At 38.7% G+C, this 16,716-nt stretch carries 17 protein-coding genes, 1 tRNA gene and 1 other RNA gene; 6 read left to right on the top strand and 13 right to left on the bottom strand.

All coding sequences use genetic code 11. The annotated features are described in order from the left end of the window. Positions 1–6 precede the first annotated feature (6 nt). From R8N23_RS10060 to R8N23_RS10050, 3 genes are all read left to right on the top strand, one after another. A complete protein-coding gene (locus R8N23_RS10060; RefSeq protein ID WP_318171465.1) occupies positions 7–393 on the top strand; it encodes a hypothetical protein in 387 nt (128 codons plus the stop codon). Positions 394–437: 44 nt separating this feature from the next. Then, an RNA gene (gene rnpB, locus R8N23_RS10055) (RNase P RNA component class A) lies at positions 438–824 on the top strand. An 11-nt stretch (positions 825–835) separates the two neighbouring features. After that, positions 836–1,996, top strand: a complete 1,161-nt coding sequence (locus R8N23_RS10050; protein WP_318171464.1) for a sigma-54 dependent transcriptional regulator — start codon at positions 836–838, stop codon at positions 1,994–1,996. Between the two features lie 270 nt (positions 1,997–2,266). Here R8N23_RS10050 and R8N23_RS10045 read toward each other — a convergent pair whose 3' ends face one another. After that, the gene (locus R8N23_RS10045) at positions 2,267–3,271 is read right to left on the bottom strand and encodes an acyl transferase (RefSeq protein ID WP_318171463.1); all 1,005 of its coding nucleotides are present in this window, start codon (positions 3,269–3,271) and stop codon (positions 2,267–2,269) included. 77 nt (positions 3,272–3,348) lie between these two features. On the opposite strand from R8N23_RS10045, the gene R8N23_RS10040 reads away from it, so the two are divergent. Next, complete coding sequence (locus R8N23_RS10040) at positions 3,349–4,182, top strand: hypothetical protein (RefSeq protein WP_318171462.1); 834 nt, start codon at positions 3,349–3,351, stop codon at positions 4,180–4,182. A 1-nt stretch (position 4,183) separates the two neighbouring features. On the opposite strand, the gene R8N23_RS10035 is transcribed toward R8N23_RS10040, so the two are convergent. Then, positions 4,184–6,559, bottom strand: coding sequence for a thiamine pyrophosphate-dependent enzyme (locus R8N23_RS10035; RefSeq protein WP_318171461.1), 2,376 nt, complete (start codon positions 6,557–6,559; stop codon positions 4,184–4,186). Positions 6,560–6,908: 349 nt separating this feature from the next. On the opposite strand from R8N23_RS10035, the gene ald reads away from it, so the two are divergent. Beyond that, positions 6,909–8,021, top strand: a complete 1,113-nt coding sequence (gene ald / locus R8N23_RS10030) for an alanine dehydrogenase (RefSeq protein ID WP_318171460.1) — start codon at positions 6,909–6,911, stop codon at positions 8,019–8,021. On the opposite strand, the gene R8N23_RS10025 is transcribed toward ald, so the two are convergent. Beyond that, complete coding sequence (locus tag R8N23_RS10025; RefSeq protein WP_318171459.1) at positions 8,018–8,464, bottom strand: type I restriction enzyme HsdR N-terminal domain-containing protein; 447 nt, start codon at positions 8,462–8,464, stop codon at positions 8,018–8,020. The genes ald and R8N23_RS10025 overlap by 4 nt on opposite strands. Positions 8,465–8,569: 105 nt before the next feature. On the opposite strand from R8N23_RS10025, the gene R8N23_RS10020 reads away from it, so the two are divergent. Beyond that, entirely contained in the window at positions 8,570–9,343 is a 774-nt protein-coding gene (locus R8N23_RS10020; protein WP_318171458.1) for an AMP nucleosidase, read from the top strand. On the opposite strand, the gene R8N23_RS10015 is transcribed toward R8N23_RS10020, so the two are convergent. The 10 genes from R8N23_RS10015 to R8N23_RS09970 form a co-directional block, all read right to left on the bottom strand. Continuing rightward, complete coding sequence (locus tag R8N23_RS10015) at positions 9,321–10,583, bottom strand: MFS transporter (RefSeq protein ID WP_318171457.1); 1,263 nt, start codon at positions 10,581–10,583, stop codon at positions 9,321–9,323. The two genes, R8N23_RS10020 and R8N23_RS10015, sit on opposite strands and share 23 nt — an antisense overlap. A gap of 93 nt (positions 10,584–10,676) precedes the next feature. Continuing rightward, positions 10,677–11,135, bottom strand: coding sequence for a biopolymer transporter ExbD (locus tag R8N23_RS10010; protein WP_318171456.1), 459 nt, complete (start codon positions 11,133–11,135; stop codon positions 10,677–10,679). A gap of 1 nt (position 11,136) precedes the next feature. Next, complete coding sequence (locus tag R8N23_RS10005; protein ID WP_318171455.1) at positions 11,137–11,778, bottom strand: biopolymer transporter ExbD; 642 nt, start codon at positions 11,776–11,778, stop codon at positions 11,137–11,139. Between the two features lie 4 nt (positions 11,779–11,782). Then, positions 11,783–12,106, bottom strand: a complete 324-nt coding sequence (locus tag R8N23_RS10000; RefSeq protein ID WP_318171454.1) for a hypothetical protein — start codon at positions 12,104–12,106, stop codon at positions 11,783–11,785. Between the two features lie 27 nt (positions 12,107–12,133). Then, positions 12,134–12,988: a MotA/TolQ/ExbB proton channel family protein gene (locus R8N23_RS09995; protein ID WP_318171453.1), complete on the bottom strand. Its 855-nt coding sequence runs from the start codon at positions 12,986–12,988 to the stop codon at positions 12,134–12,136. 65 nt (positions 12,989–13,053) lie between these two features. Continuing rightward, positions 13,054–13,141, bottom strand: a tRNA-Ser gene (locus R8N23_RS09990). A gap of 88 nt (positions 13,142–13,229) precedes the next feature. Beyond that, positions 13,230–14,303 carry an asparaginase gene (locus tag R8N23_RS09985; protein WP_318171452.1) on the bottom strand — a complete coding sequence of 358 codons (1,074 nt, stop codon included), beginning with the start codon at positions 14,301–14,303 and terminating at the stop codon, positions 13,230–13,232. Between the two features lie 9 nt (positions 14,304–14,312). Then, positions 14,313–15,077 carry a TatD family hydrolase gene (locus R8N23_RS09980; protein WP_318171451.1) on the bottom strand — a complete coding sequence of 255 codons (765 nt, stop codon included), beginning with the start codon at positions 15,075–15,077 and terminating at the stop codon, positions 14,313–14,315. 21 nt (positions 15,078–15,098) lie between these two features. Further along, positions 15,099–16,163 carry a glycosyltransferase gene (locus R8N23_RS09975; RefSeq protein ID WP_318171450.1) on the bottom strand — a complete coding sequence of 355 codons (1,065 nt, stop codon included), beginning with the start codon at positions 16,161–16,163 and terminating at the stop codon, positions 15,099–15,101. Continuing rightward, the gene (locus R8N23_RS09970) at positions 16,160–16,711 is read right to left on the bottom strand and encodes a polysaccharide deacetylase family protein (RefSeq protein WP_318171449.1); all 552 of its coding nucleotides are present in this window, start codon (positions 16,709–16,711) and stop codon (positions 16,160–16,162) included. Before R8N23_RS09970 ends, R8N23_RS09975 begins: the two co-directional genes overlap by 4 nt. Between the last annotated feature and the right edge of the window lie 5 nt (positions 16,712–16,716).

The following is a 16,716-nucleotide window of genomic DNA, read 5'->3' as shown; positions in this document are numbered from 1 at the left end:
TTATCGATGGAATTGAATAATTTCATGAAGACCTACGCCGAAGAAATCAAAGGCAACTTTTCTGAGTACGATGACCAGAGATCGGTTATCGTTGTGCCTCTTGACATGGATCGTCAGCAAGCTGTAGTGGGTGAAATAGATCTTGAGAATAACCTTATCTCAATATCATCTAAAGTATGTGTGGCCGAGGATAATCTAAGATTTAAAGAATTGCTCGAAGAAAACCACAGATCTACCTATGGCAAGTTTACTATTGTCAATGACTTCCTAAAAGTAGAATCTAGATCACCGGTCGATTCCATTTCTGATGAATATCTCAAGAATGCGATTCAAGAAGTGGCTCACCTGGCAGACAAATGGGAGCTCAGCATTACAGGTCAGGATATATTTTAGTACCTCGAAGCGATAATCTCAACTATAATATTTAGTAGTTTTGTCCAATAGGCCGCCTTATCGTTCCGATAACTATCGGGAAGGAAAGTCCGGGCAACATAGAGCATCGTACTTCTTAACGAGAAGTTTCTGACGCTAGTCGTCAGGAAAGAAAGTGCAACAGAAAACAAACCGCCCTGAACACGTTGAAGGGTAAGGGTGAAATGGTGAGGTAAGAGCTCACCGCTCCGACAGTGATGAAGGAGGCATGGTAAACCTTACGAGTTGAAAGATCAAATAGGTTCTGCAAGGGGTGGCTCGCTCCGATCTGATTTTATCAGAATGTAGAATGGGTAGATTGATAGATTTCAGCAGCAATGCTGAAGCTAGATAAATGATAGGGGCCTGGATTTATCCAGGTACAGAACCCGGCTTATAGGCCTACTTTTTATGATTAACCAATATGACAAAGATTTTAATTATTGACGATGAAAAAAACATTCGTCATACACTTCGTGAAATACTTGAATATGAAAAATATCAAATTGAAGAAGCTGAAAACGGAAAAGCAGGTTTAGACAAACTGAAAGAGGAAGATTTTGACGTCGTGCTATGCGATGTAAAAATGCCTGAAATGGACGGTATTGAAGTATTGGAGCATGCGCGCGCGCTTGACCATATACCCCAGTTCATCATGATCTCCGCTCATGGAAACATTGAAACAGCCGTTGATGCAACCAAAAAAGGAGCCTATGATTTTATTCAAAAACCACCTGACCTAAATAGGCTGCTTCTGACGATAAAGAATGCTCTCGACAAATCCAGTCTCATTCAAGAAACCAAAGTATTAAAAAAGAAAGTAGCTAAATCTCAAGAAATCGTTGGTGAATCTCAGCCAATTCAGGAGGTCAAAGAAACGATAGAAAAAGTCGCTGGAACGGAGGCCAGAGTCCTGATCACTGGAGGAAATGGAACGGGAAAAGAGCTTGTTGCTAATGCTATCCACAAATTGAGTAATAGGAACAAAAAACCATTGGTCGAGGTGAATTGCGCAGCTATTCCATCTGAATTAATAGAAAGTGAACTTTTCGGACACGAAAAGGGCTCCTTTACTTCAGCAGTAAAACAGCGAATTGGAAAATTCGAACAAGCCAATAATGGCACCCTTTTTCTTGACGAAATTGGTGATATGAGCTTATCGGCTCAAGCCAAAGTGCTTCGAGCACTACAAGAAAATAAGATCACTCGCGTTGGAGGAGAGAAAGAAATCAAAGTAAATGTTAGAGTACTTGCCGCAACTAACAAAGATCTCAAAGAAGAAATCAACCAAAAACGGTTCAGAGAAGATCTATACCACCGATTGAGCGTTATTTTAATTAAAGTCCCATCGCTAAAAGAACGCGAGGAGGATATTCCCTTACTAGTGGATAAATTTCTTACTGACATAGCTGCCGAGTATGGAACCAGTAAAAAGGAAATAGAAGAAAATGCGCTGAATCAACTCAAAAAAGGAGCTTGGACCGGGAATATTAGAGAGCTTAGAAATGTGGTAGAAAGGCTCATCATTATGTCAGAAGACAAAATAACAGCTGAAGACGTAAAAAAATATGCGGACACTAACTAGTGATCCGCATAGTAAAATATTTTTAACGTCTATTTTTTATTTAGACAATTCTGTCGAGTTCACATCGCCTTTTGCATAAGTTGGACATGTTCTTTGAGTGCATGCGCTCATTGCAAAAACTACTAGGGCTACTATAAGTATCTTTACTTTCATCTTTTGTTATTATCAATTACCTGCTTCAATATTAGAACATAAATATATAAAAAATATTACACTTTCCGTGAAATATTGATTTTCTCTAAAATAATAGGTCGGTTATTCTTTGAACGGTTAAACAACCATCAAATTGCATCCCCTAATATCTGAATTATCCAATCTTCCTAAAATTTCAAATTCCCCATTTTCCAGCAACCGACCTAAATCTTTGGTCTCAACAAATGCACAAGAATGTACATTGGCAAGGTCAATTACATTTATTCCTCCTGTCTTACCAGACTCCAGATAGAAAAAAGGATCTTCTGGGTCTCGGATTAAAATTTTCATCTGAGCAGGGACTTTATACGTTTTTTCGTTGAAAGAATAAGCCTGTGAAAGCAACTCTGTCATTCCGTACTCCGAATGAACCTGAACCTTTCCTAATCCTTCTTTAAGAATGGCATAAAACTCACTCTTTACCATATCCTTTCGTCTGCCCTTCATGCCTCCTGTTTCTATAATAAACAAACCGTCTAATTTAATTCCGGTTGCCTTAGCTCGATCGACCAAATCCAATAGGGCATAGCCGACACCAAACAAAACAACCGACTTGTCTCTAAAGCTCAAAGCCCTTTGCAGATCATATAAAAGATCATCCAGTCGATTCAAATAAAATCCTCCTTCTCTACCTTTTACACCTTTATTTATAAAATGATCTACCATTTTAACCAAGGATGAATGCCCCTGCTCTTGATAGGACGGCAACAAAGCAAAAAACTGATAAGCTGAAAGTGAACCATAGAGCTGTTCAAAAATCAATTCAGCATTCGACAGATAAAAGGAAGGGTCTTCTATATAATGTTTGCTTCTTTCAGATCCCGTAGTTCCGCTACTCAAATAGACCTCTTGTTCCTCCCAGTTATCCGTTCTTACCTGATGGCTCTTAAAAAAATCAATAGGTAAAAATGGCACTTCATTAAGATCATGTATCAATTTATGATCTATGTTCAAATAATCAAGATATTCCCGATACACCACACACTCCTCTGCCTGGTAATGAAATAGTCCCATTGCCACTTCATCAAAGGATTGAGAGTTAACTTTGCTACTCTTTATTTTGAAACTATTTAAAAGCTTCATAAGTTAGAAATAGTAAGGGATTAGAAGAGATCAATTGTATTAATATCAGTATTTTTAGCAAATGTAATTTTAATTGAATGAAGGGATTGTTAAAATTTTGGAATAAAATTTCGTGGGTACTGTTTCTTGCTATGGGAGTAGCTTTAGCATTACCTTCCTGTCAGGAACCTGACCCATTCCCGACTACACCTCAAATCCAATTCAACAATCTTCAATACATAGAACTGACCGAGAATGGCAATCCTGATTCTTTGATCTTGTACTTTGACTTTCAAGATGGCGATGGAAACTTAGGACTGGAAGGAGATGAAAATTACCCGCCTTACCAAGATTATAACTTTTATTTCGATGCAAACAATCAATTGATCACTTATAATCAAGTAGAAGTAGATCTACCAATGACTGTTTATGACCCGGACCAAGATGCCATTATAGAGATCAATGAAGACATTAGACCATCATATGATTGTATAAACTATGAAATTCTTTATGTCAACTATGAAGACCGAACTTATCTATTACCTGGAATAGACCCTGATGAAATAGACCTAAACCTATATGATCAGGACACAATATTCTTAGAGAAGAACCCTTTTAGAAATAATATCGAAGTTAAATATTATCGAAAAAGAGGTAGCGGCAATTATGATGAAATAGACTGGAGATATCTCACGAGTGAATTTGGTTGTGGTATATCCTTTGACGGACGATTTCCCATTCTAGATTTTGAAAGTGCAGCAGAATCTGCTTCTCTGGAAGGTACAATTAAATATTCTATGGTCTCTACCGGATTCAGAACAGTCCTTAGAAAAGATACTTTCAATATCAGGTTTAGAATAATGGACCGAAGCCGAAATCGGAGTGAATATGCCGAAACCGGTGATGTAACCTTAGATCAATTGATCAGATAGCTTAATAAATATCTGGATAACTGGAAGGATCAACTTCTCCCATCATATCGTACACCTTGTCAAATATAGTCTCTACACTTGGCTTAGAGTAGTAATCACCATCTGATCCATAAGCAGGTCTATGCTCTTTGGCAGAGATAGTTACGGGTTGACTATCTAAGTATCTAAAACATTCTTGCTCTACTACCAATTTATCCAAAATGTAGGCAGAGGCTCCTCCAGGAACATCCTCATCAGCTACCACTAATCGATTAGTCTTTTTAATTGAGGAAATAATGCTTTGATGCCTATCAAAAGGAAGCAGCGTTTGCACATCAATAACCTCCACTTCAATACCATAACTCGCCAATTCCACTGCGGCATCCATTACAATACGACACATCGATCCATAGGTCACTACAGTTACATCTCTACCCTCTCTAATAACTTCAGGAATACCCAATGGCACTTTGAACTCACCCACATTATCAGGCATTCTTTCTTTCAGGCGATATCCATTCAAGCATTCAATAATCAAGGCAGTATCGTCAGACTCCAAAAGGGTATTATACATACCAGCTGCTTGAGTCATGTTCCTTGGCACCAATACATTGATTCCTCTCAAGGCATTAATAATCATCCCCATAGGAGAACCAGAATGCCATACGCCTTCTAATCGATGTCCTCGAGATCGAATAATTAAGGGAGCCTTTTGACCACCTTTCGTTCTATATTGCAAAGTCGCCAAATCATCCGATAAAGTCTGAACTGCGTAAAGGAGATAATCCAAATATTGAATCTCGGCAATTGGGCGTAAGCCTCTCAGTGCCGCACCTATACCCTGACCTATGATGGTAGTCTCTCTAATTCCTGTGTCTGTGACTCTCAATTCACCGTACTTTTCTTGCAAGCCAGCAAAACCTTGATTTACATCGCCAATCTTCCCAACATCTTCTCCCAGAGCAAACACCAAAGGATTTCTATTCAACGCTTCATCAAAACAGGCCTGAAGCACCTCACGGCCATCAACCATCTTAGAATCTTCTGAATATTTAGGAGCTTCTTCACCAATATTTAATGCGGAATACTTAGACTCACTATATAAATGAGAGGAATACTCGTCATACCTTTTTTCATCGTTCTTTTTAAGCCAATGCACAAGCATATCTCTACTTCTTGATGGCTCTTGTCTGGTCAATCTCAACGCTTTCTTTGCTCCTTTAGTCAATTCCAGTTTGTTGATATTCAGACCTTCTTTAAGGTTTTTAGCAATGGAAAGCAACTTGGTCTTTTCGGCGCTTCGCTCCGCTACCGTATCAATCATTCCTACAAGAGAGGCAACATCCGAATCAATAGATGACGTATAAGCTTTCCAAGCCTCCATACGCGCTGTTTTTGCTACTTGCTTGGCTTCCTCTTCAATCGCATCCAATTCCTTTCCTGTGGCTAGTTTTTCTTCAAGAATCCATTCACGCATCTTCTTGAGACAGTCAAACTTAGCTTCCCATTCTAATCTTTCTTTGGACTTATATCTTTCATGAGAACCAGAAGTAGAATGCCCTTGAGGTTGTGTTACTTCTTCTACGTGTACAAGTACTGGCACATGCTCGTTTCTTGCGATCTTTTCTGCTTTCTGAAAGGTTTTGCACAAGTCAATGTAATCCCATCCTTTTGTGGTCAGAATTTCAAAACCCTTTTCTTTAGCCGTTCTTTGCAAACCTGCCAAGGCCTTCGAAATACTTCCTTTCGTTGTATGATACTCTTTGGGAACCGAAATACCGTATTCATCATCCCATACAGCCATTACCATAGGTACCTGAAGGACTCCTGCCGCATTCATGGCTTCATAGAAATGTCCTTCCGAAGTTGAGGCGTTGCCTATTGTTCCAAAAGCAATTTCGTTTCCATTAACTGAAAACTGCTTGTATTTCTTTAGTGCTGGGTTGTTTCTGTAAAGTTTTGATGCATAGGCCAATCCTAGCAAACGTGGCATTTGACCTCCAGTGTTTGAAATATCAGAACTTGAGTTCTTCATTTTCGTCAAGTCCTTCCACTCCCCTTTCTCATCAATCAATCGAGTACCAAAATGACCATTCATCATTCGACCAGCTGATGCGGGCTCATCTTCAACTGAGGTGTGTGCATAAAGTTGAGCAAAGAATTGCTGAGAGGTCAACTCTCCTATCGCCATCATAAAAGTTTGGTCACGATAGTAACCAGAACGAAAGTCTCCATTCTTAAAAACCTTAGCCATAGCAATTTGAGGAAGCTCTTTTCCATCACCAAATATCCCAAATTTGGCCTTTCCCATAAAAACCTCCTTACGGCCGATATAGCTATCTTCCCTACTTTCTACTGCAAGTTTGTAATCATTCAAAATTTCCTTTTTCGAGGACATGATTTCGGTAGTTTTTTCTGAGACTTTCACCATTTGAAGATAAGATTTTTAGGACGATTATAAAAGAACCTAACCCTACAAATTTAATAAACACGCCACATCAATCAAATATTTTTAGGAAGAATACAAAATAATATTATATTTGAGACAAAATAAAAAGACTAAACAGAATTTTATTTGGTTATTGTTATTATTTCAGATATAATCATAAACGATGTTGGTTTTTTGAAATTTAAATTTTCATACCTGATTCAGAACGTCAAATAATCTTCCGAATCTGGATTAGGTTGTGTAAATTATTAGTAACAATTATTGTCGTATATTTTATTGTAGTTAAACAATTTATGCCATGATTATCGGGGTACCCAAAGAAATTAAAAACAACGAAAACCGTGTAGCACTTACACCCTCAGGAGTAAAAGAACTGAAAAGACACGGACACCAAGTATTTGTACAAAAAACGGCCGGAGAAGGCAGTGGATTTTCTGATGAGGAATACACTAGCGTAGGCGCTGAACTTCTTCCTACCATTGAAGATGTTTACGGCAAAGCCGAAATGATCATCAAAGTAAAGGAACCAATTGAGCCTGAATACAAACTGATCAAAGAGGATCAATTGGTATTTACCTACTTTCACTTTGCTTCTCATGAACCTTTAACTAAGGCTATGATTGACAGTAAGTCAGTCTGTCTAGCCTATGAAACTGTAGAGAAAGCGGATAGGTCTTTGCCTCTATTGGTACCTATGTCAGAAGTGGCTGGCAGAATGTCTATCCAACAAGGAGCCAAATATCTGGAGAAACCTTTAAAAGGAAGAGGTATTTTGCTTGGAGGAGTACCAGGTGTACGTCCTGCAAAAGTAATGATATTAGGTGGTGGTATTGTAGGCACAGAGGCTGCTAAAATGGCTGCTGGGATGGGAGCTGATGTAACCATTCTTGATTTGAGTTTGCCAAGGTTGAGATACCTAGATGATGTCATGCCAGCCAATGTAAAAACATTGATGTCTAGCGAATACAACATCAGAGAAATGATCCAAGATCATGACTTAATCATAGGTGCTGTCTTGATCCCAGGAGCCAAAGCTCCTAAATTGATTACTAGGGACATGCTCAAAGACATGAGACCAGGAACTGTATTGGTTGATGTAGCTGTAGATCAAGGTGGATGCTTTGAGACCACTAAGCCTACTACTCATCAGGAGCCTACATACATTATTGACGATGTGGTTCACTACAGTGTAGCCAATATGCCTGGTGCTGTACCTTATACTTCGACTTTGGCTTTAACAAATGCTACTCTTCCTTATGCCATCCAATTGGCAAACAAGGGATGGGAAAAAGCATGTAAAGAGAATAATGAATTAAAGTTAGGCTTGAATGTTATAAAAGGTGATGTAGTATACAAGGGCGTTTCTGACGCGTTTGATCTACCATACACTCCTTTAGACAAATACATCTAAGATTGATAAACCGGGATCTTCTCTACAAAATCGAAGGTTCCGGTTTTTTTATTTTGTTCACAACAGAAGTGATCCATTCCATTAGTAATCACCAAATACTTTGCCTTTAACGTCTGATTATAAATAGCTGCTTGTTGGAAGGTAGCTTCTGAAATTTTCACTTCCGGCGCTTTACATTCAACAACCATTAGCGCACTCCCCGTGTTGTCATAAGCAACAATATCAGGCCTCTTCTTCAACTTGTTGTATTTGATTTCAAACTCAGTCTTGAGAAGGGATTTTGGATACTTCAGGTAATCATTCAGGAATTTCAAAAAATGCTGCCTTACCCACTCTTCTGGGGTTAATACCACATACTTTTTTCTAAATTCATCCCATATTTCTCTCCCTTTTTCGGTTTCCTTCACTTTAAACTGAAACCTGGGAAGATTCAACTCCTCCATGCTATTGATTATTTACTTTCAATATTAGCACAATTCATTTACTTTTAATCTCAATCCGGATGTTACTCATTAACATCTACATAAATTCAAAAAAGAAATCCCCATATGAAAACCAAAAAAGAGATAGTAGACAATTGGCTCCCAAGGTACACAGGTGTAGAATTAGAAGATTTTGCTGAATACATTCTACTCACCAACTTCGCCAACTATGTTGAAATATTTGCGGATAAATTCAACGTAAAAGTAGAAGGCAAAGACAAACCTATGCAATCCGCTACCGCCAATAATATTACCATTATCAATTTTGGAATGGGTAGCGCCATGGCCGCTACAGTCATGGACCTGCTTTCTGCCATCGAACCCAAAGCAGTATTGTTTTTAGGCAAATGCGGCGGATTGAAAAAGAAAACACAATTAGGTGACTTAATCTTACCAATTGCTGCAATTAGAGGTGAAGGTACATCCAATGATTATTTACCGATTGAGATCCCTGCATTACCATCCTTTAGACTTCAAAGGTCTGTTTCGTCGATGATTAAGAAACATGAAATGGATTACTGGACAGGAACTGTCTACACCACCAACCGTCGAGTATGGGAGCACGACCGAAAATTCAAAAAATACCTTCGCAAAATACGAGCCATGGGTATTGACATGGAAACTGCCACTTTATTTACCGTTGGCTTTATCAATGAAATCCCTAGAGGTGCTTTGCTTCTTGTATCTGACAATCCCATGACGCCAGCTGGTGTAAAAACAGATGCTTCAGACAAAAAGGTCACTGGCAATTTTGTTGACAAGCATATTCAAATAGGAATTGACGCATTACTTGAATTATTCAATTCAGGAGATTCAGTCAAGCATATGCGCTTTGATTAGCCTTGTGGATCTTAGAGTATAACAAAAGACCCACTCCCACGACAAAAAACAGCATCAGTGCTATGGTGCCGTTTCTCATTGACCCTGTGAGTTGTTCGATAAAGCCGAATGAGAATGTTCCTACCACAATCGACAACTTTTCTACTACATCATAAAAGCTAAAGTATGACGTGTTGTCGATGGTATTCTCAGGGATCAGCTTCGAAAAAGTTGATCTAGACATCGACTGAATACCTCCCATAACCAAGCCTACCACCACTGCCAAGCCATAAAACTGAAATTCAGTTTGCAATATGTAAGCATAGCCACATACACCTATCCATATGATAAGCATAGCCAATATGGAAATACCATTATTATACTTCTTCGAAATAGCCGCGAACAAATAAGCTCCAGCAATGGCCACTAATTGAATAATCGTAATTGTCACAATGAGTTTAGATGCTTCTAAGCGAAGTTCCTTTTCACCAAAAATCGCAGCGAGGTGCATCACTGTTTGCACGCCGGCACTATAAAAGAAGAAAGCCAATAAATACACTTTCATCATTTTTAGGTCCTTCAAAGAATGAAAAACGATTTTCAATTCTTTGATCCCTTTCAAGAAAAGATTCTCAGATTTTTTAAGCCTATCCGTATTATTGGGCAAGTAATAAAAGCTATACTGCGCAAAACCAAACCACCATAATCCAACCAACAGAAAAGAAAGACGCACCACTTCGGACTCTGCAGAAAAGCCTAAACTCTTATGCATGATAATCATGGCAAAACTGATCAACAGCAACAAGACACTACCTATATATCCGTAAGCATAGCCTTTGGCACTCAGCTGATCATATTCCGACTCAGCAGTAATTTCAGGTAGGTATGAATTATAAAACACTAAACTTCCTGAGTAGCCAATTCCGGCTAATACAGAACATATTATTCCGTACTCCACGTTTTCACCCCTAAACCAGAAAAGCCCTGCAGTAGATACAGCTCCTATGTAAGTAAACAACTTAAGGAAGAATTTCTTTTTACCACCATAATCTGCCATCCCAGATAGCCACGGCGAAATGAATGCTACCACCAGAAACGAAGCAGCAATGGCGTAAGAATAGAGTACTGTATTGGTAATAGCACACCCAAAGAACAATACAGTTTCTGAGTCGAAAGCACTTCTGGTAACCCCATTAAAATAAATAGGAAACAGTGTAGAAGAAATAACCAGTAAATAGGCAGAATTTGCCCAGTCATACATGCACCAGGCTTTTTTAATTTGATTATTGGATGGCATAGTCATAAAAAAAGGCCTCGCAATGCGAGACCTTTTTATATTATTAAAGATTAGTAATTAATCAACTCTTTTAGAAGAACTGTAAAGTACTTTTCTAGCATTCGCTTCTTTAAACTCCTGCTGAACATCAGTTACGATACCCATTTTGGCATCAATGTCAACTTTCATAGACATGGTAATCTGATCTCTTTCTACTTCACTCAATTTATCCTTCTCTTGGTTTACAAACCTAACCACATCCTTCACTTCAATGAACACGTCATTAACTTGAATTTTTGGTTGAACACCATAAACAGCTGTTCTTTTAGGTTTACCAATGTACACATAGCTCACCAACGATTTTCTCTCCAATTTACTCAACTGAGTAGACTTTGGAAGCTTCTGCTCTACCATGATAGTTGTCTCTCTCAATACAGTTGTTACCATAAAGAAGAACAACAACATAAAGATAATATCTGGCAATGCAGCCGTTGGGATTTCCTGAGAGGTTCCTGAACTTTTCTTAAACTTTGCCATATCAACCTCCTATTTTATTTGGTTCAGCAATGGATATCGCTCTTGGAATACCAGCTCTTGCTTTAGTATACATGTCTTTTTGCTCTGGATCTTTCTTATCCAATTGCAAAAACTCTTCAGCAGTGATACCGACACGCTCACCATAAACTTCATTATAAGCGGCATTAACTTCGTCTAGTACCCTTACATAAAGCTCATAGCTCGTTCCTCTATCCGCCTTGAAAGACACAATCGCCTTTCCTGGTTCGTCAGATGAGTCAGCTCTTCTGCCTTTACTATTTACATGCCTTCTCAAAGTAGCAGGCAATTGATTGTACAACAATCTACCATCTGCTGAAGGCTTACCAAAGTTCAAAATAAAATCTTTGATCATTGGTCGCAATTTAGTCACATCTCTCATTGGCTCATCTTCAACCAAAAGCTGGTCATTTGAGTTAGCCAATATTTTAAAGATGTTTCTATCATTTGTTTTCACCTCTGGTGGCGGCTCGTTAGGATCCGGCTTCGGAGGCAAAAGCATCGCGATTCCTTTGTCGTTTGCAATCGTGGTAGTTACCAAGAAGAAAATCAACAAAAGAAAGGCAATATCCGCCATCGAACCCGAGTTTACCTCGGCCGCAGGTCTATTTTTACCTTTCGCCATAATCTTATTTTACTGCTTTTGAAACTTCTGTATAAACAATGCCGCCTAGTGCTCCTATGATCAAAATGTACATCATAGTCAACAATCCACCTACAAACTTAGATAGACCTTCATCAACACCTAGCTCAAGAGCAGAAGCAGTCACTTCAGACCCAGACAAAGCGTAAGAGATAATAAATACTACAACCAAACCAGCTACACCAGCACCTGCTTTAGTCAATGACTTAGGATCACTTACTGAATTTATTATTGGAAAGACAATCGCAGCTAATCCTGCTAGGATCGTCAATGTGTAAGACACATATAATGCTATATCTATAGAATCCATTTCTAATTTCTTTTTAAGTGAAAAATCTTATTTAGCAGAATGCTTAACCAAGATATCTACTAAAGAAATAGAAGCATCCTCCATAGAGTTAACTAGTGAATCAATTTTAGAAACAAGGTAGTTGTAGAACAACTGTAGTATAACCGCAACGATCAAACCACCTACTGTAGTCAAAAGTGCAACTTTAATACCACCAGCAACCAAGGCAGGAGATACATCACCAGCTTCAGCAATCGCATCAAATGCGTCGATCATACCAATTACAGTACCCATGAAACCAAGCATTGGAGCCAAAGAAATGAAAAGTGAAATCCACACCATTCCTTTTTCCAATTTACCCATTTCTACAGAACCGTAAGCGATGATTGATTTTTCAACCATTTCAACACCTTCTGACATTCTCATCAATCCTTGTACGAAGATAGATGCTACAGGTCCTTGTGTATTTCTACAAACATCCTTTGCAGCTTCAACACCACCTGAGTTCAAAGCACCTTCTACTTGCTCCAACAACTTCTTAGTGTTAGTAGTAGCCAAGTTCAAAGTGATAATTCTTTCGATGGCAACAGCCAATCCTAAAATTAGACACAACAAAACGATGCCCATGAACTGCCATCCACCCTGGATGAACTGATCTTTTACGATTTGATGAAAACCAGGCTCTTCAACCGCTACTTCTTCGTAATCTGCTGCAGCAACCTCTTCTTCTACATACTCTTCTTCCGCATACTCCTCTTCAACAGCTGTGCTATCGCCTTCAGCAACCATCTCAGTAGAATCAGATGCCACTTCTTCTGTAGCTACTTCATCCTGCGCCATTGTTTTTAGGGTGCTCATTGTGAACACACCAGTCAACATCAATAAAATTACTAATCTTTTCATAGTCTAATTTTTAGTAAATCTTTAATAAAGGTTTAAAAGTTATTCTTTTTAATACTAATTCAGTGCAGAGAGGAAGGGATTCGAACCCCCGGTGCCCTTGTGGGGCACACTCGCTTTCCAAGCGAGCACCTTAAGCCACTCGGCCACCTCTCTCTAACTTTTTTAGTTTTCTCCAAGCGACAAATAAATTATAAAAATACACTATTTGCAAATAGTTACATATTAATTTGGAGAACACTATTTAAATGGTCATTTCGCCTCTTATTGGAATGCTAAGTTTCTTTTTGACCTGCTCCACAGACTTTTCAGTGCCCAGCAAATGCATCATCTTAGCCACCGCTGCTTCAGTGGTTATGTCAAGCCCACTAATCACTCCAATTTCTGTTAATTTTTTACTTGTCTCATATCTACCTTGAATCACACTACCTCCGATACATTGAGAGACATTGAGAATAACAATACCTCTCTGAATGGCATCTTCTAAAAGACCGTTGAACCAATCATAATTCATGGTATTACCTGAACCGTAAGATTCAAGAATTACACCCTTCAGCCCTTCAATGCTCAAAATACCTTTCACTACTGCCGGCGATATGTTTGGGAATATTTTCAGAATCGCTACATCAGGATCTAGCTCGGGACTATATTTTAATTCTTCTTCCTTGTATTTCTTCAGAAAGGATTCATTGTATACAATCTCTACACCTGACTCTGCCAAGTAGGGATAATTTTCGGATTCAAATGCTGCAAAGTTGCTACTTCTGATCTTTTGTGCTCTATTCCCCTTCAACAAGTAGTAATTGAAATACAAGCAAACTTCCGTAACCATTGCGTGATCTCCATTTCTGGCTGAAGCAATTTCTAAGGCCGTAATCAAATTTTCCCTAGCATCTGATCGAGTGGCTCCAATTGGAATTTGAGCTCCAGTGAATATGATAGGTTTATTCACTCCTTTCAGCATAAAACTGATGGCTGAAGCCGAATAAGCCATAGTATCGGTGCCGTGAAGAATCACAAAACCATCGTATTGATGATAGTTATCCTTCAATATAGAAGCCATATCTTTCCATTGCTCCACATTGATATTGGAAGAATCCACCGGCTCTGGAAATGAAATAACGGTTAGCTTAAGATCTAATTTGTGAAGCTCTGGTATCTTTTCAAGCACCAGACTGAAATTGAAAGGTGCTAAAGAACCTTCCTCGTCGTACACCATACCAAAAGTACCTCCCGTGTAAATGAGGAGAATGGAAGATTTGGGGTCTTCCGAACTGGTCGCAATGTTGACTATTTTAAATTTACTTACTTGGGTCATTCTTGTTGTTTAGTTGAAAATGCTCAACGCATTTTCGGTGGTAGCCTTAGCCACCTCATCTTTGGTAATATTTTTTATAGTAGCGATTTTTTCCGCCACTAAATCAAGATAAGCGGGTTCATTTCGCTTGCCTCTATGTGGGACCGGTGCAAGATACGGACTATCCGTCTCCAATACCAAATGATCTAATGGGATTGACTCAAGTACAGGTTCAAGCCCTCCATTCTTAAATGTGGCTACACCTCCTATTCCCAAAAGGAAACCTAACTCAATAATCTGATTAGCTTGCTCTACAGAGCCTGAAAAACAATGGAATATTCCTCGAAAGTTTTCGGTCTTCAGATCGGTTACAAGCGCTATAGTCTCGTCTATGGATTCTCTGCAGTGAATAACAATTGGCCTATCCTTTTCAATTGCCCATCTAGATTGAATATTAAACGCTTCTTTTTGTTGCTCAAAGTAGGTTTTATCCCAGTACAAATCAGTACCCATCTCCCCTACAGCTACAAAATCTCTTTTATTTAGCCAATCCTCAACAATGTAAAGTTCCTTTTCAAAATTTTTATCTACAGAGCACGGGTGTAGACCCATCATCGGAATACAATATTCCGGATAACGGTATTCCAACTCCAACATCGCGTCTATCGACTCGCTATCGATGTTAGGCATGTATATTTTCTCAATGCCTTGCTCCTTCGATCTTTCGATCATTTGATCTACATCATCCTTAAATTTATCCGAATAAATATGAGCGTGAGTCTCTATTAGCTGCATTCTGTTGTTCAATAAAAAATCCTAATACTTTCTACCTTTCCAATCGATCTTGATAGGCAATAGATAAAATGCAAATGTGAGTAAATAAAAAACGAAATCATAGATTTCAAAGAGCAGAAGGGAGAATGGTAAAATATGAGAATTAGTTACTTTTCCAATTTTAGACATCAAATGAAACTTCAAACCCAAAATTGTAATTCCAGCCATAATCCAAAGAGGATTGCCTAAAGCCAAGAAAATCAGAGCAGGCCAAAATAACCATTTGATTAATCCACCAATGACTGCCAATGGATTCATCCTCAATAATCCTGTCATCCACCGTTTTCGTTGATTTAAGTAACCGTAAAAAGAAACTGGTTTTGTAGTTGCAACAGCAAATGGGTCGCAATTCGCTGTGAGTTTTCCTCCATTTCCCTTTAGTGCTCTCAATAAAGTCACATCTTCTATGATCGTTTGCTTCAGCGATTCATAACCACCAACTTCATGATAAGCTGATTTTGAAATCAAAAGATTATTACCCCAAGCCGTAAGTCCAATACCCTTTCCGGCAAACCAACCAATAATCCATTCATTGAAAAGCCAATCCATGTTTTGCATTTTCGACCACCAATCATTACCCGAAACTTTGGTTAGGCCTACTACTATCTGTTGTCCTTCAGAAACCTGACTCAACATACCTTGAATCCAATCAGGATGGAATTGCATATCTGCATCCGTGAATAACAGAAAATCTCCTTTTGATTTTTTTGCTAAATGTGCAAGTACTTTTTGCTTACCGAATGAATCATCTTCATTTTTATAAGAGAACAACTGAGCATTTTTTGGTTTGCACTTTTCTAACCACTTTAAAGTAGAATCATCAGAGTCGTCATCCCCTAGAAGGATTTCAAAATTCGGATATGTCAACTGCCCCAGACTGTCGCAAAGTGTCTGGACATTATCTTCTTCATTTCTTAGCGAAATCAATATGGATACAAAAGGCTGTTTTGAGTCGTTTGCATTACGCCCTATTTCCCGATTTGATAGAAGCACGATCGACAAAAACAAAATCCATATCAAAACCAATCCAATTGCTACAAACATCATAGCTCTTCTTCAATTAGACCAAACCGAAACCCATTATCCACGCAAAACTTCAAGTATCTTGGCAATACCCATTTCAGCTTTGCAAATGATTTTTGATTGTCATGAAATACAATAATATCCCCTGATTGTGTCTTCGTTTGCAAAACCTTCAAACACTTTTCCTTACTCAGGTTCTTATCAAAGTCTCCTGCCATTAAAGACCAAAGTATAATACATTGATCACCTTTCTTGAAGCGGCCGTAGGGAGGTCTAAAAAGTGTGCTTCCTCCAAGACCCTCAATCAGTGCTTGTCCACTTTGCTTATTTGTGCAATATTCTTCTAGTGAAAGGTTCCTAGCATCGAGGTGACTATACCCATGGTTTGCCACTTGATGTTCTGATACTAAAACCCGGCTAGACAGATCACGATTCTTTTCTACCTGTTCTCCCAAAAAAAAGAAGGTGGCAGGGATCGAATATTTTTCTAAAGAATCCAACACAAAATCTGTCACTTCTGGAGTTGGGCCATCATCGAAAGTCAGGAAAATCTTGTTTTCGTTATTTGGCAATCTCC

The organism is Reichenbachiella sp. (assembly GCF_033344935.1).
Classification (GTDB): Bacteria; Bacteroidota; Bacteroidia; order Cytophagales; family Cyclobacteriaceae; genus Reichenbachiella.
Note: the sequence above shows the minus strand (reverse complement) of the source record. Positions and strands in the feature narration are given on the sequence as shown.